Genomic DNA, 16823 nt, shown 5'->3' with positions numbered 1-16823 from the left:
GAGTTGTGCTTGCGCCACCGCCCGGCCGCTAAAACTGGGCGACCCCCGCCGGGGGGGAGAGCGGGGGTCGCCGGGCGGTCCGGCTCCGGGGGGGTAGAGCCGGCCCGCTTTCCCAAGAAAGTCTCAGGGAGTTCGGCTAAGCCGTACGCAAGTTCGCTCTATAGGAGAGGCAAACTCACTGACTCCAGTCTAAGCAGATACAACATATGCTGCCCGATCGTTCAGAGTTCCGTCGAGGCGCAAACTCGTCCGACAGGTGACGATTTTTCGCACCTGGTTGGGGCGATCCCCTCGACGTGTGGCGGCGCGGTGCCGCAAGGCGCCGTCCCGCCCTCGACAGGGCACCCGATCCCCCAGCACAAGGAGTGCATCGGGACGGGAGTGGGAGCGTACAGGAGAACTAAAGATCTTTCCTGCCGCACCGCCGGATCGACCGTTCACAATAGAAATGATCACGGTGAGTGATCAATTCCGGGACCGTCCGGGAGTTCCGGTTAGTCCGGAATAGGGCACTCCATCCCGAGTTGACCTCACACAGCACCCGCGTCCCCGCCGGCACCGCATTCACCGGCCGTGCGAGTTTTCCGGACAGGGGCTTGTCAACTGGGCAAATGAGGCGTACACAGGTCGTACGGACCACGTGTCCGCGCACGGCAGCCGGGCACCCACGCGCGATCAGCCGCGGGAGGCGCGTCGAGACGGGCTTGACCCGATCCGACGGATAGAGGTGCACGCTTGGTAACCCGGTGTGACGTGCTTGGCGGCGGCGTCCCGGGAGGGGCGCCGTTCGCTTTGCGAGTAATGCGGCGTTAGTCGCGGACGTCCAGCCCGAGTGCAGTTGCCAGGACGACCGCCTGAAACGGATCGATCACCGCGCGCCGAAGTCCGACGGTGAAGGGGTCTATCGCCGAGATGTCGCTTCCGCGTAGATCGCAGCCGGAAAAGTCCGCCTTGTGAAGCACCGACCCCGACAAGTCGACGTCACGAAACTCGGCTCCGGCACACCTGGCACCAGTGAGATCAACCTCACGCATGCGCGCGTCCTTGAACGACGCACGGCGCAGGTCGGCTCCGGGCAGACCCGTGAATGACCAGTCGCCGCCCTTCACCTTCAACAGGTCATAGGTACAGCCGTCGAACATGCTGCCAACGAGCTTGCATCCCGTGAAGGTGGCGTCGAAGAATCCACAGCGCACGAACGTGCAGTTCACGAACGCGGCATCGGTGTGGGTGGACGCGTTGAAGCGCGCACCGCGGAACGTGCAGTCGGTGAACACGGCGCCGACGCCTGTGGCCTCGGTCATGTCGAGGTCCGCGAACAGGACGTTCTCGTGGTTCTCACCTGTCAGGTCCCGGGAGTCCCAGTCCGCTGACGAGATCGTGGTGTCGGTGGGAGCCGCGGGTCGTCCGTACATGCGATCGGCCATGGGCCCAGCATGGACCAGCTCACTGACAGAGTCAGCCGCGCATGAACGCTTCGCAGATGGCCTGCGAGTCCCGAGCCGCGGCGGCGACGGCTGCGGAGCAGTGCCCGATCCACTGGGCGACGCCCTCCGAGGTGCCGGACGAGTAGGCGCGAAGCGCTTCGGCGTAGTCGTCGGCGAGTTCCAGGTGCCCCACCTCTGGCGCGACGAGCGATTTGGGGTCGAGTCCGCGGGCGACGAGGGTGAGTCGCTGCGCGGCACGGGCGACGATCCCGTCTCCCCAGCCGAACGGACGCAGAGTCAGCAGCTCGCCGTGCACGATGGCCGCGACCACAAGGGCCGGCGCTTTCGTCGGCTCGGTCAGCAATCCGCTGAGCGCGTCCAGGCGAAGGGCCACCTCGGACGGCGAAGGTGCGGCGCCGAGGGCCAGAACGTCGATGACGGGCCCGTCTGCGGAGCGCGGACGTCCGAGATCGGCGCTTTCGACCGCGTCCGCTGCGGCCAGGACGTGCAGCCGCGCGAGAGCCTGCCGGGGCGCCTTCCGCCACGTCTCCGTCAGAGTGCCCAGTTCGGCCGACACACGAAGAGCCCCCTGGACGACGGGATCGGACGGGGTCTCAGTGATCCGGAGCTCGTCCAAGGTGACATCGACCCCATCGAGGACGGCCGAGGCCCGGGCACCGCGCAACGCGGACTCGGTGGACACCTCAGCGCTACGCCGCCGCAGGATGCGGTGGCCTAGCAAGCGGTCTACGGCGGAACGCGCGTCGTCGACGGCACCGGCGACGCCGGGCAGATTCGCTACATCGGCAAGGGCATCGGTCACGGCCCGACCCTATGCGCCGACCAGCGGCGCCTAGGCCCAGCCCCCGGGCGCACCCGGCGGTTTCCTGACCGCAGACTGGGAAGAGCTGGTGTGTTGGGTATCACACAACGCCGTCCGGAACCACGAGCGTTCTTCCGCGACATCCAGGGACGCGGCCTTGTGGGACCGAGGACCTTCCTGGTGAAGTGGGGATACCGGGCGACCCCCGCTTCAGCTAGCAAGGAGTTTCGCGTTGAGCCAGAGCCAAGAGACACTGTCGAACCTTCTGCAGGAGACGCGCCGCTTCTCCCCGCCCGCAGAGCTCGCCGCGTCGGCCAATGTCAAGGCCGAGGCGTACGAGCAGGCGGCGGGGGACCGCCTGGGGTTCTGGGCGGAGCAGGCGGATCGGCTGTCCTGGACGAAGCGCTGGGACGACGTCCTCGACTGGAGCAATCCCCCGTTCGCGAAGTGGTTCGTGGGCGGCGAGCTGAACGTCGCCTACAACTGCGTAGACCGCCACGTCGAGGCGGGACGCGGAGCCAAGGTCGCGTTCCAATGGGAGGGTGAACCGGGCGACAGCCGTACCCTCACCTACGCCGACCTCCAGCGTGAGGTGAACAGGGCGGCCAACGCCCTACTGGAACTGGGCGTCCGCAAGGGCGACCGGGTCGCGATCTACCTGCCGATGATTCCCGAGCTGCCGATCTCGATGCTGGCGTGCGCGCGCATCGGCGCGACCCATTCGGTCGTGTTCGGCGGGTTCTCCGCGGAGGCGCTGCGGACCCGCATCGACGACGCGCAGGCCAAGCTGGTCATCACATCGGACGGCGGGTTCCGCCGCGGTAAGCCGTCCGACCTGAAGGGCATCGTCGACGAGGCCGTCGCGCAGACGCCGACGATCGAGAACGTGCTCGTCGTGCGCCGCACCGGTGAGCCGGTAGCCGAGAACGAGCGCGACGTGTGGTGGCACGACGTCGTCGAACGGCAGACTGACCAGCACACGCCCGAGCCCATGGACTCGGAGCACCCGCTGTACATCCTGTACACGTCCGGTACGACGGGTAAGCCGAAGGGCATCCTGCACACCACCGGCGGCTACCTCACCCAATGCGCGTACACGCATCACGCGGTGTTCGACCTGAAGCCGGAGACGGACGTCTACTGGTGTTCGGCCGACATCGGCTGGGTGACCGGTCACTCGTACATCGTGTACGGGCCGCTCGCCAACGGCGCGACCAGCGTCATCTACGAGGGCACCCCCGACACCCCGAACAAGGGCCGCTGGTGGGACGTCATCCAGAAGTACAAGGTGACCATCTTCTACACCGCGCCTACGGCGATCCGCACGTTCATGAAGTGGGGCGACGACATCCCTGCGCAGTACGACCTGTCGTCCCTGCGCGTCCTGGGGTCGGTCGGTGAGCCGATCAACCCGGAGGCGTACGTCTGGTACCGCAAGCACATCGGCGGCGACAAGGCCCCGGTCGTCGACACGTGGTGGCAGACGGAGACCGGCGCCATCATGATCAGCCCGCTGCCGGGGATCACGCACGGGAAGCCGGGCGCGGCGATGCGCCCGCTGCCGGGCATCGCCGCGGACGTGGTGGACGACCAGGGCCGGTCCGTGCCGAACGGCGGCGGCGGGTTCATGGTGATCAGGGAGCCGTGGCCGAGCATGCTCCGGACGATCTGGGGCGACGACGAGCGGTACGTCAAGACGTACTGGTCGCGTTTCGAGGGCCTGTACTTCGCCGGTGACGGCGCGAAGAAGGACGCGGACGGCGACATGTGGCTGCTCGGCCGCGTGGACGACGTCATGCTCGTGTCCGGCCACAACATCTCCACGACGGAGGTGGAGTCGGCGCTGGTCTCGCACCCGAAGGTCGCCGAGTCGGCGGTCGTCGGCGCGACGGACCCGGTCACCGGGCAGGCCATCGTCGCGTTCGTGATCCCGCGCGGGGACGCGGGCGGGGACGTGGAAGGCGAGGAGTTCCTGCGGGAGCTGCGCGACCACGTGTCCAAGACGCTGGGCCCGATCGCCAAGCCCCGCCAGATCATGATCGTGCCGGAGCTGCCGAAGACCCGCTCCGGCAAGATCATGCGGCGGCTGCTGCGGGACGTCGCCGAGAACCGCAGCATCGGCGATGTGACGACGCTCGCCGACAGCACGGTCATGGACCTGATCTCGGAGAAGCTTCCGAGCGCCAAGTCCGACGAGTGACCCCCGACGAGCTGCGAGGACGGCCCGCGCCCGGTGCACACCATCGGACGCGGGCCGTTCTCGCGAAGGTCTCACATGACCGATGCACACCTGCCCTATGGACGGTAGCCCTCTCACTGCGGAGGCGGTGGCATGGCGGCTGGCATGGTGGTGATGGCTGTGCAGGTAGGGTCGTTCGTGGTGCGCCGGGAAGTCTGGTCGGCAACGTCACGGTCTGTTGCGCATGGCGGGTCGTGGCCGGACCAGACCGCTCGCCACCTTCCCGGGGGTTTCCATGGTGCACCCACCCGTCCGGCGTCGCGTCGCAGCGACGTGGCCGTTCCGCCCCACCGTCCGCTACGGGACGCAGGTCGCGGCGGCATTGCGGACGGAGACGATCGGCGGCGTGGTCATGCTGCTCGCGGCGGTCGCCGCACTGGTGTGGGCCAACACCCCGTGGGCGAGCGCCTATGAGGACCTGCAGACATTCGAGATCAGCCCCGGCTGGCTGCACATCGGGCACATGGACGTGCAGCACTGGGCGTCCAGCGGGCTGCTCGTCGTGTTCTTCTTTGTCGCTGGTCTAGAGCTGCGTGAGGAATTGACCCACGGGGAGTTGCGCAACCCAAGGGACGCTGCCCTGCCGGTACTCGCCGCAGTGGCCGGTGTGGCGGTGCCTGCGCTGATTTTCCTGGCGGTGAGCGCGGGCGAGGCGGGCGCGTCCAGCGGATGGGCCGTTCCCACAGCGACGGACATCGCGTTCGCGCTCGCCGTGCTCGCGGTGACGTTCACGTCATGCCCGGCGCCACTGCGCGCTTTCCTGCTGACCCTGGCCGTGGTGGACGACCTCATCGCCATCACCATCATCGCGTTGTTCTACTCCCACGAGATGAACTGGACGCCGCTCGGTCTCGGCGTGGTCCTGATCGGCGCTTATGGGCTGCTGCAGTACAGGAGCGTCCGATCGCCGTGGGTGTACGTGCCGCTCGCCGTCCTCGCCTGGTACTGCCTACAGCGGAGTGGTGTGCACGCCACCGTCGCGGGTGTCGCTCTAGGAATGCTCACCAGCCCGAGGGAAACACCGGACGGACGGCCGACGAACGCGGAACGCGCCGACCATGCGCTGCGTCCGTTCTCGGCGGGAGTGTGCGTGCCGGTTTTCGCGTTCGTGTCCGCGGGCGTAGGGCTCGGCGCGTCGCAGCTGGGTGCGGTGTTCACCGACCGGGTGGCCCTCGGTGTGATCGCCGGACTGGTGATCGGTAAGTTCGTGGGCGTCTTCGGCGGCGCCTGGGCGGCCGTCCGGCTCGGCTGGGCGAACCTCAGCGACGATCTGCACTGGCACGAGATCGCGGGGGTCGCTTTGCTCGCCGGGGTGGGTTTCACCGTTTCGCTGCTGATCGGCGGTTTGGCCTATACCGACCCGTCACAATTCGAGAGAGTGACGACTGCGGTCCTGATCGCGAGCGTTCTCGCCTCGGCGGCCGCGGCCGTCGTCTTCCGGAGAAGGGTGCGTCTGCGCGCGCGCCGGGACTGAAGGAGAATTTTCTATATGTCCGAGGCACTACCGGGCGATCGCGTCGAGGACAAGTCTCTCGGCGACCTGGCCACGCTGGCGTTGAGCGAGATGTCGGACATCATCAGGCTGGAGATGGAACTCGCCAGGGTCGAGTTGAAGGCCGACGCCAAGAAGGCGGCCGTCAGCAGTGTGATGTTCACCATCGCCGCCGTGATGGGCGGAATCGTCGTCATCCTGCTGTCGATCTCGTTCGCGTACGGGCTGATCGGACTGGGTCTCTGGCGCTGGCTCGCCTTCCTGATCGTCGCGGTCGTGTACGTGCTGCTCGCTGGCGCGCTGATGCTCATCGCCAAACGGATCATCAAGAAGATCGAAGGGGCGAAGCGGACCCGCAAGTCATTGAAGAGCGACCTGTCGAGGCTGCGCCGCCGCGGCGACTCCGACACGCCAGAGCTGACGGGCTGACCGATCGCCATGTCCGGGCACGACGCGTCCCTGGTCGAGGTCGACGGACCGTGGACCCACCGGCAGATCAGCGCCGGGGGGACACGGTTCCACGTCGCCGAGGCCGGTGACGGGCCGCTCGTCCTGCTTCTGCACGGTTTCCCCGAGTTCTGGTGGTCATGGCACAACCAGCTGGTGTCGCTGCCAGCGGCGGGCTACCGCGCCGCAGCGGTGGACCTGCGCGGCTACGGCGGGAGCGACAAGCCACCGCGCGGCTACGACCTGGTGACGCTGGCCGGGGACGCCGCAGGGCTCGTCCGGGCACTCGGTGAGGCCAACGCGATCGTCGTCGGGCATGACTGGGGCGGGCTCCTGGCCTGGACGATGGGCGTCTACCATCCGAAGGTCGTCCAGCGGCTTGCGGTGGTGAGCGCCCCGCATCCGCTGCGGCTGCGGCAGGCGGTCGCCGGTGACCCGCGCGGCCAAGGTTGGGCGACACGCCACACGTTCGGCTTCCAGTTGCCGCTGTGGCCTGAACGGCGCCTGATGCGGGACGACGCGGCACTGGTCGGGAAGCTACTGCACGACTGGTCTGGCCCAGGCTGGCCGGATGAACGCACTGAGCGGCTCGTCCGAAGAGCGGTACAGATCCCTGGGGCGGCGCACAGCGCACTGGAGTATCACCGTTGGCTCATCCGTTCGCAGGCCCGCCCGGACGGTATCCGCTACGCGCACCGTATGCGCGCACCCATCCACGTACCCACGCTCCAGTTGCACGGTGCGCTCGACACGTGCACTCTCCCTGGCAGCGCTCAGGGTTCCGGCCGCTACGTGACGGCCCCTTACCGCTGGAAGCTCATCGACGGCGCCGGCCACTTCCCGCACGAGGAACGTCCCCGCACGTTCGACACCCAGCTTCTCGGCTGGCTCGCCGATCCCGAGCCTGAGCTTTGACCGTCCGCCGGTATGGCGCGTGTGGGGCGGGCGTAGCGTGGAGGGATGCGGGATCGGGACGAGGCCGGACGGCCACGGAACGCACGTCCACGCGACGCCTTCGGACGGCCGCTGCCCCATGACGCGACCGGCATACCCACGATGCCGGACGACCTCGACATGCCGCCCACCGAAGCCTTGGTCGAAGCGCAACGCCTCCTGGACGCCGACCGTCCGTTCCATGCACACGAGGTACTCGAAGCAGTCTGGAAGGCCGCGCCAGAACCCGAACGGGAACTGTGGAGAGGTCTCGCACAGGTCGCTGTAGGGATAACTCATCTCCGCCGTGGAAATACGCGCGGCGCTGACGCGCTCCTGAGCCGCGCCGCCGAACGCCTCGTCCCGTATGAGGCTGACCCTCCGCACGGCATCGACGTCCAAGGGGTCGTTCAGCGCGCGCGCCATCTGGCCGGGCATCCCCAGGAGGGCCCGATAACCGTTCGACTTAGGAGTTAGTCGGAGCAGCGCTCCGTCGACACCGGTGTTGTCGCGTTCGCGCTCGCGCGCACGTCCGGGGCGACTTCCTCGGCGGTCAGCGCGTAGCCGGTGGACGGCGAGTCCAGCGCCGCGGCGAAGATGACGCCGTAGACGCGGCCCTCGGTGGACAGGAGCGGGCCGCCCGAGTTGCCGGGCTCGACCTTGCCGCGGATGGCGTAGATCTCGCGGGTGACCTGGCCGGAGTGGTAGATGTCCGGGCCCCGCGCCGTCTGCCGGGCGCGGATCCGGGCGGCGCCCGGCGTGAACGGCTGGTTCTTCGGGAACCCGGCGATGATCGCGCTGTCGCGGACGCGGGCCTCCCCGGCGAACTTCAGCGGCGGCGCGTCCAGGCCCGGCACGTACAGAACGGCGACGTCGCGCTTCGGGTCGTACAGGACGACCCGTCCGCGGGCGGTCTCGCCGTTCACGGTCGCCACGGCGGACGACCCGCGCGCCCCCGCGACGACGTGCGCGTTCGTCATGATGTGCTTCGGCGCGAACACGAAGCCGGTGCCCTCGATCCGCCGCTGGCACTGCGGCGCCGTGCTGACGATCTTCACGATGCTGTCGCGGGCGGCGCGCAGCCCCCTGGTGTTCAGCACGGACTCGTCCGGCGGCGGCACCTGCACCACCGACTCGCCGCCGAGCCCGTTGAAGACCTGCGGGAACTCGCTGCTCTTCACGAAGCCCTGGAAGGAGGTGAACCAGGTCTGCGCTTGCGGCGGCATCACGTCGTTGATGCCGTTGATGATGGAGGAGCCCTTGACCTGCGTCCGGACGGGCTGGAACTCGGAGTTGGCGACCAGGCTCCCGAAGAACCAGGCGACGATCAGGAGGGACAGGGCGCTGACGAAGGTGCCGCCGACCGCGTCCACCGTGCGGGCGTTCAGGCCGGTCACCCGGTTGCGCAGGATGGCGCCGAGGGAGGATGCGACCAGCTGTCCCATGGTGGCGGCGAGGAACGCGATCACGATGGCGAGGAGCGCCTGCTGCGCGGCGCCGTCCACCGCGGCCTCGGCGATCGGCGGCGCGATCAGCACCCCGGCGACACCGCCGCCGACGAAGCCGACGAAGCTCAGCAGGCTCACGATGAAGCCCTGCCGGTAGCCCGAGACTCCGAACAGCACGACGAGCACGAGCAGGATGGCGTCGAGAACGTGGTCGTGCAGCACCGCTTCACCGTATAGTGCCGCACCGCTGCATAACGTCCCCTCGATGTACCAGATTGGGGTGTGCGGGGTAGCCGTCCGGTGTGACGCGCGACCGCCGCTGTCGTCGGCCGGAATGACGACGACCGCCTGACCTGCGGCCGAGCCGTCACGACCGGTGGCGCGGACATTCAGTCGCCGGCGTTGGGGTTTCGGGACGTTCGGTTTCGGGACGTTTGATCGCGGCGCGGATGTTCAGTCGCGGGCGGCGAGGTTCAGGGTCTCCGGCGGCAGGTCCTCGACGTGGTCGGCGTTCCACGGACGGTTCCAGCCGCCCGCGTCCAGGACGCGGATGAGCAACGCCGCCGTGAACCCCCACACGAGCATGCCGCGGACGCGGAACGCGGGCCCCATCCTGACCCCGGACGGGTGCCGGATCATCAGCCGGTTCGCGGGGTCGACCAGCTCCGCGATCGGGACGCGTGCGACCGTCGCGACCTCGCCGGGATGGCCGGGCGCGATGTCCGACGGCTCCCGCCACCAGCCGGCGACGGGCGTGACCACGTGCTTGCTGTGCGCCAGGTACAGCTCGGGCAGCCTGCAGAGGACGTCGACACCGGACGGCTCGACACCCGCCTCCTCCCACGCCTCGCGCAGCGCCGCCGCGACCGCGCCATCGTCGTCGGGGCCGCCGCAGTCGCCGGGGTCGATGCGTCCGCCGGGGAACGCGGGCTGCCCGGCGTGGCTGTTGAGCGTGGGCGCGCGCTCGGTGAGCAGCACGTCAGGGCCGTCCGGGCCCTCGCCGAAGAGGATCAGGACAGCGGCGGCGCGCGCGCCCGGCACGGGCTGGAACATCGGCGGCACCGTCATCCGCGGCCCTTCGGAGCAGAAGCGGTCGAGCCACGGCGGGCCGGTGGGGGCGATGTCGGTCACGTCCGTCCCAACTCCGGAACGCTCCTCATGCTTCCCGCGGCGGGTGCGCCGGCCGCGAGGACGGGTACGCCGGTCACGAGAAGGGGCCGGGCTTGACGAGCTTGCGCGCGGTCTCCTCGTCGGTCGGTCCTTCGCCGAACGACGGGCACAGCCGTGCGAGGGGGCATGCGCCACAGGCCGGACGGCGAGCATGGCAGATACGGCGGCCGTGCCAGATCAGCCTGTGGGAAAGCATCGTCCAGTCCTTGCGCGGGATCAGCTCGCCGATCTCCTGTTCGACCTTCACTGGGTCGTCTTCGCTCGTCCATGCGAAACGGCGGGCCAGACGGCCGAAGTGAGTGTCGACGGTGATTCCCGGAACGTCGAACGCGTTTCCCAGGACGACGTTGGCCGTCTTACGCCCGACACCAGGGAGAGTGACCAGGTCTTCAAGGTTCCCTGGGACCTCGCCGTCGAACTTGTCACGCAGCGCGGCGGACAGCCCCATGACCGACTTGGTCTTGGCGCGGAAGAAGCCGGTGGGCTTCAGGATCTGCTCGACGTCCTCGGGGTCGGCGGCGGCCAGGTCTTCCGGCGTGGGGTACTTGGCGAAGAGGCCGGGTGTGGTCAGGTTCACGCGCACGTCGGTGGTCTGCGCCGACAGGACGGTGGCGACGAGAAGCTGGAACGGCGTCCCGAAGTTCAGCTCGCAGTGGGCGTCCGGGTACGTCTCGGCCAGGATCCGGTTCATCCTGCGCGCCCGCCGCACGAGCCCGATCCGTGACTCGTTCTGCCATTTCCGGGCTCGCGGCCTTCTGGACGCCTCCGTCGCCATACCAGCCAGCCTACGGCCTCGGTGCCCCGCACTCGGCTGAAGTGGAATCTCGGCGCCCCGCCTTAAAAAAACGACTATGTTCATTTATGTTACGCTCGCCCGCATGATCCTCGACTCCTCCCGGTGGACCGCGACCCTCGCCGGGCGGCGCGTCCTGATCACGGGGGCCGCACGCGGCATCGGCGCCGCCCTGGCCGTCCGGCTGCACGAGCGCGGCGCCAGGGTGGCGCTCGCCGGCCTGGAGCCCGATCACCTCGCCTCCGTCGCGGCGACCTGCGGCTCCGCCCCGTGGTGGACGTGCGACGTGACCGACCGCGACAGGGTGTCCGAGGTCGTGGACAGCGCGGCGGACGCCCTCGGCGGCGGCCTGGACGTCGTCGTCGCCAACGCGGGAGTGGCCGCGCAGATGCCCGTCATCGGCGGTGACCCGTCCGTGCTGGAGCAGAGCCTTCGGGTGAACGTCCTGGGCGTCCACAACACCCTTCGCGCAGCCGGACCGCACATCAGCCATGAACGCGGCTATGCATTGGCCGTGGCGTCGTTGGCGGCGGCCGTCCACGCGCCCCTGCTGGGGGCCTATAGCGCGTCCAAGGCCGCCGTAGAGGCACTGGGCAACACGCTCAGGGTCGAACTACGGCCGTGGGGGGCCAGGGCAGGAGTCGCGTACTTCGCCGAACTCGACACCGACATGACGCGACGGGGGTTCGACACCGAGGCGGCCAACGCCCTGGTGAATTCGGGACGCGCGTCCAGCCTGGTCTCAACGGTCACGCCACTGCGCGTAGGGATCGACGCCCTGGAGCGCGGAATCGCCCGCCGCTCCAAGCGCATCGTCGCACCGTGGTGGGTCGGCGGGGTCCTGCCGGTCAGAATGGCCGCGCAACCCGTCGTCGACCGCGTCGTCCAGCGAAGGCTGCGCGAAACCCTGGAAATCGCGCGGAAAGAGCACGTGGAGCTGACGACGCCGCAACCGGACCCTCACGGATGACCCCAGCGTCCAGCGCCTCTCCGCCAGGCGCCACCCCCGCGCCACGTGTCACGCCGGGCGGAGTCCGGGACGTGGGCGTCGTGAACTGGCTCATCTGCCGGGTCGCGGGCCGAGCCACCGGGACGGGCCCGCCGAACCTGTTCCTCACCCTGGCCCGCCGCCGGGGCCTGTTCCGCGGCTGGCTGTGGTTCGCGGGACGGCTCATGCCCGGCGGCACGCTCCCGCGCAGGGAGACGGAACTGGTGATCCTCCGCGTCGCCCATCTCCGCGGCTGCCGCTACGAGTTCGACCACCACGTGCGCATCGGCCGCCGCGCGGGCGTCCGGGAACGGGACGTCCAGCGCCTCAAGAGGGGTCCGGACGCGGGCGGCTGGAACCCTCGCGAGCGCGCGATCCTCACCGCCACCGACCAGCTCCATGACCGGCGCGACCTGGACGAAGAGACCTGGACGCGGCTCCGCACCCACCTGTCCGAGGGACAGTGCGTCGAGCTGACCATGCTCGCCGCCCACTACGAGATGCTCGCCACCGTGATCGGCACGCTGCGCGTCCAGCCAGATCATTGACCCCGCCAGGGGGCGTGAGTATCACCACAGCGTTTCAGCTGTTCAGGGCCCCGGAACTGTTCAGGACCCCGGAACGCAGCAGAAGGCGGACGTGCTCGACGACCGGGGGCCCGACCGCGCGCAGGGCCCCCATGTCGCCCGCGGCGACCGCCGGCGTCACCATGGCACCGACCGCCGAGACCACGATCTGGCAGGCGAACCGGGCCGTCCCCCCTGTCGCGCCCATCAGCACGGCCAGGGCCGCCGCAAGCTCGTGCTGCACCTCGGAACGCCGCTGGATGGCCTCCGGCCCCGCCGCATACACCTCCACAAGGAACAGGCGTGCGTATCCCGGTTCGGACGCCAGCGCCTCCAGGTAGACGGTGACGGCGCGCTCGAACCGTTCCGCCGGGTCGCCTCCGCCCTCCGCGACGGCGTCTTCCAGGCGACGGCTAAGAACTACGATCGCCTGGTCGAACGCGGCCATGAAGCAGTCAAGCTTGGACGAGAACAGCCCGTAGAAGCTCTGCCGGGAAACCCTGGCCCGCTTCAGGACGTCCTCGACCGACGTCCCCACATACCCCTTCTCGGCCATCGCCGCCGCCATGGCCGCGCAGAGGCGGTCGCGATGCACCCGCTCCACCTCCGAGCGGGACAGCGCGTGCCGCCCCCGCGGAAGGCGGCGCGGCGAAGCCTGGGACATCCGATCAGAGTAAGGCACGGCCGCTACCCTGCCTCGACGTCCGGTAAGGGGTGATGAGACCGGTGTGATGGCATTCACCCAATGGTCCGTACACTGGGCGAACGGGACCGCGGCGGCCCGGGGAGGACGGAAAGCCAGGGTCCTCCGTTTCGGCGCGCCGTGACCCAGCCTTCACGTACGCGGTGGGACGTACGTCACACTAGGCATGTCGGTGTTGAGGAGGAGAAGCGTGACGGATCGCGACGTGGACGTTCTGAGCAGAGCCCCGCTCTTCGAGGCCCTCGACGAGCAGGGCGCCAAGGCGCTGCGCGCCAACGTGACCGAGGTGCGCCTCGCACGCGGTCAGACGCTGTTCAACGAGGGGGAGACCGGGGACCGGCTGTACGTCGTCCTCGAAGGCAAGATCAAGCTGACCCGGACGGCGCCGGACGGCCGGGAGAACCTGCTGAGCGTGCTCGGCCCGAGCGAGATGTTCGGCGAGCTGTCGCTGTTCGACCCGCGTCCGCGCACCGCGAGCGCCATCGCGGTGACCGAGTGCCGCCTGGCCGGGCTCGGCCACGACGACCTGCGGCCCTGGCTGACGGGACACCCGGAGGTGGCCGTCCAGCTCCTGCGCGCCCTGGCGCAGCGGTTGCGCAAGACCAACGACGTCATGGCCGACCTGGTGTTCACCGACGTGCCCGGCCGTGTCGCCAAGGCGCTGCTCGACCTGGCGGAGCGGTTCGGCCAGCCGTCCGAGGCCGGGTTGCACGTGCACCACGACCTCACGCAGGAGGAGCTGGCGCAGCTCGTCGGGGCGTCCCGCGAGACGGTCAACAAGGCGCTCGCCGACTTCGCACAGCGGAACTGGCTGCGCATCGAGGCCCGCGCCGTCGTGATCCTCGACATCGAACGCCTCCGCAAGCGCTCCAAGTGACCGCCTGCCCGACAAGCTGAGCAGGCGCTCACACAACGCCACGTGAACCCGCGAACGCGCGGACCGCGCAGCGGCACCACGGGGCGACTGCGGCTACAGAGTCATCGGGGGCCAACAGGGCAATCGGGGGTTATCGGGGGCGCAGGGCCAACAGGGGCACAGTGCGGCCTAGGGGAACGGGGCCACCGGGGCGATCCGGGGCAACGAGGCCAACCGGACATGAGGCAACAGGGCGCGACGGGGGGCGACGGGGCGGGCTGCGTGGGTTCAGCGGCCGTTCAGGTAGTCGAGTTGAGCCTGGACGGACGACTCGGCCGCGGGCCACAGGGACTTGTGGACGTCCACGTAGACGCGCTCGACGACCTCGCGCGCCGTGCGCGCACCCGCGGCGACGGCGGCCTCCACCTGGGCGAGACGCTCCCGCCGATGGTCGATGTAGTGGTCGAGGACGGCGATCGGGTCGTCCAGCTTCGGCCCGTGACCGGGGAGGATCGTGGCGGCCCCGGCCTCGGCGGAGAACGCGCGGAGCCGGTCGAGCGAGCCGAGATAGTCGCCGAGGCTTCCCTCCAGGACGGTCGTCCCGTAGCCGAGGACGGTGTCGCCGCTGAGGACGGCGTCGTCCGCCGGAAGCCAGAAGGTGAGCGAGTCGTCGCTGTGGCCGGGCGTCTCCATGATCCGCAGCTCCAGGCCGCCCGTGGTGATCACGTCGCCCTCGCCGAGGCCCTCGTCGCCGAGCCGGTGCCGCGGGTCGAGCGCCCGCACCTTGACCGAGCCCCCGGCCAGCCTCGCGAACTTCCCGGCCCCGGCGGAGTGGTCGGGGTGGCCGTGCGTGAGCAGGACGAGACCGACGCGGCGTCCCTGGGCCTCGACCGTGTCCAGGACGCGCCGCAGGTGCTTGCCGTCCTTGGGCCCCGGGTCGACGACGACAGCCTCGCTGGAGCCCGGCTCCGCGATGATCCAGGTGTTGGTGCCGTTCAGGGTCATGGCGGACGGGTTCGGAGCGAGCACGCAGGTCGCCCGCTCAGTGCCCATCCCATCAATCTCGGACATGTCCCCCATCTTTCCCGAGGCCCGATCCGGGTGGCGGACCGGGTTCCAGCCGAGCCGGTCGAGATGCCGCAGCGCCGACGTGCCCGCCAGCCGGTACATGACCGCCTTGGAAACCGCGTCCCGCCGCCGCCCGCTCACACCGCCCGCCTCACCTTCGCCCCATCACCGCTCACGTCACCGGTAGTGCCGGGCCACGGAATCCGGCAGGACGAGGTACGCCTCACCGTCGATGATCTCCGCGGTGGGCTCGTAGGCGATGATCTCGCGGGGCGCGGCCAGCACGTCCGCGACCGTGTCGAACTCGGCGAGCTCGGCGAGCGTCGCGATCGTCGGCGGGAGCATCATCCACTCGCCCGTGCTCCCGCGCTCGGCGGCCTCCGCCGGACGCACCCAGGACACTTGATCCGCCTCGGTGCTGACGTCCCGGGCCCGCTGCCCCTCCGGCATCCCCGCGACGAAGAAGCGCGTGTCGTAGCGCTTCGGCTCGACCTTCGGGGTGATCCAGTGCGCCCAGGGGCGGAGCAGGTCCGCGCGGAGGACGAGGCCGCGCCGGTCGAGGAACCCGGCGAACGACTGGGTCCGGTCCAGCAGGGACCGCCGGTCGGCCTCCCAGTCGTCGCCGCGCGTGTCGTCCACGACCGTCTCCGCCGTCGGGCCGGCGAGCAGGACGAGCGTCTCCTCGAACGTCTCCCGGACGGCCGCGCACACCAGCTCGCGGGCCAGCGTCCCATCGGCGTTGAACGCCCGCCCCCACTCGTCCGGCGCCGGGCCCGACCAGGCGAGATCCGCGTCCCCGTCGCGCGGGTCGACCCCGCCTCCCGGGAACACGTACGCGCCGGGCGCGAACTCCATGGACCGGACGCGGCGGAGCAGGAACGCCTGCAGCCCGTGCCTCTCGTGATCGCGAAGCACGACGACCGTGGCGGCGTGCCGTGCCGGGACGGGCTCGGCCCTCCCGGCCCGGATGTCCTCGACCCGGCCGCGGAACGACTCCGGCAGCTTGAGCGCGTTCACCGTCCTCCAGCCCCCACCCACCACCAGCCAAACGACGAGCTCCGCTCGGCCTCCCGAAGTCCAGCCCTCATGGCGGCCAATTCGGACATACCGAACGTCATTCCGTCAACCCCGCCCCACGTCTCGGACACCAGCGGCAGCGCCGGGCAGCGTCGCTATCGACCTGGGGACGGCGGCATCCGGTGCTAGGCGATCTCAGCGATCAGCTCGACCTCGACCGGGACGTCGCGCGGCAGGGCGGCGACGCCCACGGCGCTGCGGGCGTGCTTGCCCGCGTCCCCGAACACCTCGACCAGCAAATCGCTGGCCCCGTTGATCACCTGCGGCTGCCCGTCGAAGTCCGGGGCGCTGGCGACGAAGCCGACGACCTTGACGATCCGCGCGATCCGGGACAGCTCGCCGACCTCGGCCTTGAGCGCCGCGATCGCGTTCAGCGCGCAGATCCGCGCCTGCCGGGCGCCCTCCTCCGGGCTGACCTCCGCGCCCACCTTCCCGGTGAGGCCCAGCTCGCCCTTGACCAGCGGGATCTGCCCGGCCGTGTAGACGAGCGACCCGGTCCGGGCCGTGGGGACGTACGACGCGACCGGCGGGACGACCTCCGGCAGCTCCAACCCCAGCTCGCGGATCCGTTCTTCGGGCGTGCTCATGACCATCCTCCTAGGACCGGTCTTCGCGCTTGAAATAGGCCACGAGGTTCTCCGGGTTCGGCCCCGGCAGGACGGTGACGAGCTCCCACCCGTCCTGTCCCCAGTTGTCCAGAATCTGCTTGGTCGCGTGCACGAGCAACGGAACGGTCGCGTACTCCCACTTCTTCATGGCCCCGAGCCTAGCGATCGTCCGGTCGCCCCACCCC

General features: G+C 69.7%; 18 protein-coding genes. 8 read left to right on the top strand and 10 right to left on the bottom strand.

The window, feature by feature from the left end; genetic code table 11:
* Positions 1–809 precede the first annotated feature (809 nt).
* Entirely contained in the window at positions 810–1427 is a 618-nt protein-coding gene (locus ETD83_RS29630) for a pentapeptide repeat-containing protein (RefSeq protein WP_138648504.1), read from the bottom strand.
* A 31-nt stretch (positions 1428–1458) separates the two neighbouring features.
* Positions 1459–2250 (bottom strand): Fic family protein, encoded by a 792-nt coding sequence (locus ETD83_RS29625; protein ID WP_138648503.1) that lies wholly within the window; start codon positions 2248–2250, stop codon positions 1459–1461.
* Positions 2251–2482: 232 nt separating this feature from the next.
* Between ETD83_RS29625 and acs the strand changes: the two genes are divergently transcribed.
* The 5 genes from acs (at position 2483) to ETD83_RS29600 (ending at position 7838) form a co-directional block, all read left to right on the top strand.
* The gene (gene acs / locus ETD83_RS29620) at positions 2483–4450 is read left to right on the top strand and encodes an acetate--CoA ligase (protein WP_138648502.1); all 1968 of its coding nucleotides are present in this window, start codon (positions 2483–2485) and stop codon (positions 4448–4450) included.
* Positions 4451–4724: 274 nt separating this feature from the next.
* The gene (gene nhaA, locus ETD83_RS29615) at positions 4725–5963 is read left to right on the top strand and encodes a Na+/H+ antiporter NhaA (protein WP_138648501.1); all 1239 of its coding nucleotides are present in this window, start codon (positions 4725–4727) and stop codon (positions 5961–5963) included.
* A 15-nt stretch (positions 5964–5978) separates the two neighbouring features.
* Positions 5979–6410, top strand: a complete 432-nt coding sequence (locus ETD83_RS29610) for a phage holin family protein (RefSeq protein ID WP_138648500.1) — start codon at positions 5979–5981, stop codon at positions 6408–6410.
* A 9-nt stretch (positions 6411–6419) separates the two neighbouring features.
* Entirely contained in the window at positions 6420–7343 is a 924-nt protein-coding gene (locus ETD83_RS29605; RefSeq protein ID WP_138648499.1) for an alpha/beta fold hydrolase, read from the top strand.
* Positions 7344–7388: 45 nt separating this feature from the next.
* Positions 7389–7838, top strand: coding sequence for a DUF309 domain-containing protein (locus ETD83_RS29600; protein ID WP_138648498.1), 450 nt, complete (start codon positions 7389–7391; stop codon positions 7836–7838).
* Here ETD83_RS29600 and ETD83_RS29595 read toward each other — a convergent pair.
* From ETD83_RS29595 to nth, 3 genes are all read right to left on the bottom strand, one after another.
* Positions 7835–9031: a MarP family serine protease gene (locus ETD83_RS29595; RefSeq protein ID WP_171064500.1), complete on the bottom strand. Its 1197-nt coding sequence runs from the start codon at positions 9029–9031 to the stop codon at positions 7835–7837. The two genes, ETD83_RS29600 and ETD83_RS29595, sit on opposite strands and share 4 nt — an antisense overlap.
* Positions 9032–9262: 231 nt before the next feature.
* Entirely contained in the window at positions 9263–9877 is a 615-nt protein-coding gene (locus tag ETD83_RS29590) for an NUDIX hydrolase (protein WP_205717953.1), read from the bottom strand.
* 136 nt (positions 9878–10013) lie between these two features.
* Positions 10014–10754: an endonuclease III gene (gene nth, locus ETD83_RS29585; RefSeq protein ID WP_138648496.1), complete on the bottom strand. Its 741-nt coding sequence runs from the start codon at positions 10752–10754 to the stop codon at positions 10014–10016.
* A 76-nt stretch (positions 10755–10830) separates the two neighbouring features.
* Here nth and ETD83_RS29580 point away from each other — a divergent pair, with 76 nt between their 5' ends.
* Both ETD83_RS29580 and ETD83_RS29575 read left to right on the top strand, forming a co-directional pair.
* Positions 10831–11742, top strand: a complete 912-nt coding sequence (locus ETD83_RS29580) for an SDR family NAD(P)-dependent oxidoreductase (protein ID WP_230421279.1) — start codon at positions 10831–10833, stop codon at positions 11740–11742.
* A gap of 71 nt (positions 11743–11813) precedes the next feature.
* Positions 11814–12308, top strand: coding sequence for a carboxymuconolactone decarboxylase family protein (locus ETD83_RS29575; protein WP_230421278.1), 495 nt, complete (start codon positions 11814–11816; stop codon positions 12306–12308).
* Positions 12309–12342: 34 nt separating this feature from the next.
* Here the strand turns inward: ETD83_RS29575 and ETD83_RS29570 are convergent, their stop codons facing one another.
* The gene (locus tag ETD83_RS29570) at positions 12343–12990 is read right to left on the bottom strand and encodes a TetR/AcrR family transcriptional regulator (RefSeq protein WP_171064499.1); all 648 of its coding nucleotides are present in this window, start codon (positions 12988–12990) and stop codon (positions 12343–12345) included.
* A gap of 229 nt (positions 12991–13219) precedes the next feature.
* Here ETD83_RS29570 and ETD83_RS29565 point away from each other — a divergent pair, with 229 nt between their 5' ends.
* The gene (locus tag ETD83_RS29565; protein WP_067483689.1) at positions 13220–13906 is read left to right on the top strand and encodes a Crp/Fnr family transcriptional regulator; all 687 of its coding nucleotides are present in this window, start codon (positions 13220–13222) and stop codon (positions 13904–13906) included.
* Between the two features lie 267 nt (positions 13907–14173).
* Here the strand turns inward: ETD83_RS29565 and ETD83_RS29560 are convergent, their stop codons facing one another.
* The 4 genes from ETD83_RS29560 to ETD83_RS29545 all read right to left on the bottom strand — a co-directional run bounded on the left by ETD83_RS29560 (position 14174) and on the right by ETD83_RS29545 (position 16786).
* Entirely contained in the window at positions 14174–14956 is a 783-nt protein-coding gene (locus tag ETD83_RS29560) for an MBL fold metallo-hydrolase (RefSeq protein WP_230421281.1), read from the bottom strand.
* Between the two features lie 174 nt (positions 14957–15130).
* Positions 15131–15970: an NUDIX hydrolase gene (locus ETD83_RS29555; protein WP_171064498.1), complete on the bottom strand. Its 840-nt coding sequence runs from the start codon at positions 15968–15970 to the stop codon at positions 15131–15133.
* Between the two features lie 185 nt (positions 15971–16155).
* Positions 16156–16617, bottom strand: a complete 462-nt coding sequence (locus ETD83_RS29550) for a RidA family protein (RefSeq protein ID WP_138648493.1) — start codon at positions 16615–16617, stop codon at positions 16156–16158.
* 10 nt (positions 16618–16627) lie between these two features.
* On the bottom strand, positions 16628–16786 hold the full coding sequence (locus ETD83_RS29545; RefSeq protein WP_138648492.1) for a DUF4177 domain-containing protein: 159 nt from the start codon (positions 16784–16786) through the stop codon (positions 16628–16630).
* Between the last annotated feature and the right edge of the window lie 37 nt (positions 16787–16823).

The organism is Actinomadura soli, from assembly GCF_005889715.1.
GTDB lineage: Bacteria > Actinomycetota > Actinomycetes > Streptosporangiales > Streptosporangiaceae > Spirillospora > Spirillospora soli.
Note: the sequence above shows the minus strand (reverse complement) of the source record. Positions and strands in the feature narration are given on the sequence as shown.

What these genes read in the sequence shown, in the direction of transcription:
- ETD83_RS29590 (WP_205717953.1), bottom strand. Translation starts at nt 9,877, where the DNA reads ATGACGGTGCCGCCGATGTTCCAGCCCGTGCCGGGCGCGCGCGCCGCC.
- ETD83_RS29550 (WP_138648493.1), bottom strand. Translation starts at nt 16,617, where the DNA reads ATGAGCACGCCCGAAGAACGGATCCGCGAGCTGGGGTTGGAGCTGCCG.
- ETD83_RS29580 (WP_230421279.1), top strand. Translation starts at nt 10,831, where the DNA reads ATGTTCATTTATGTTACGCTCGCCCGCATGATCCTCGACTCCTCCCGG.
- ETD83_RS29610 (WP_138648500.1), top strand. Translation starts at nt 5,979, where the DNA reads ATGTCCGAGGCACTACCGGGCGATCGCGTCGAGGACAAGTCTCTCGGC.
- ETD83_RS29605 (WP_138648499.1), top strand. Translation starts at nt 6,420, where the DNA reads ATGTCCGGGCACGACGCGTCCCTGGTCGAGGTCGACGGACCGTGGACC.
- nhaA (WP_138648501.1), top strand. Translation starts at nt 4,725, where the DNA reads ATGGTGCACCCACCCGTCCGGCGTCGCGTCGCAGCGACGTGGCCGTTC.
- ETD83_RS29545 (WP_138648492.1), bottom strand. Translation starts at nt 16,786, where the DNA reads ATGAAGAAGTGGGAGTACGCGACCGTTCCGTTGCTCGTGCACGCGACC.
- ETD83_RS29600 (WP_138648498.1), top strand. Translation starts at nt 7,389, where the DNA reads ATGCGGGATCGGGACGAGGCCGGACGGCCACGGAACGCACGTCCACGC.
- ETD83_RS29630 (WP_138648504.1), bottom strand. Translation starts at nt 1,427, where the DNA reads ATGGCCGATCGCATGTACGGACGACCCGCGGCTCCCACCGACACCACG.
- ETD83_RS29570 (WP_171064499.1), bottom strand. Translation starts at nt 12,990, where the DNA reads ATGTCCCAGGCTTCGCCGCGCCGCCTTCCGCGGGGGCGGCACGCGCTG.
- nth (WP_138648496.1), bottom strand. Translation starts at nt 10,754, where the DNA reads ATGGCGACGGAGGCGTCCAGAAGGCCGCGAGCCCGGAAATGGCAGAAC.
- ETD83_RS29560 (WP_230421281.1), bottom strand. Translation starts at nt 14,956, where the DNA reads ATGTCCGAGATTGATGGGATGGGCACTGAGCGGGCGACCTGCGTGCTC.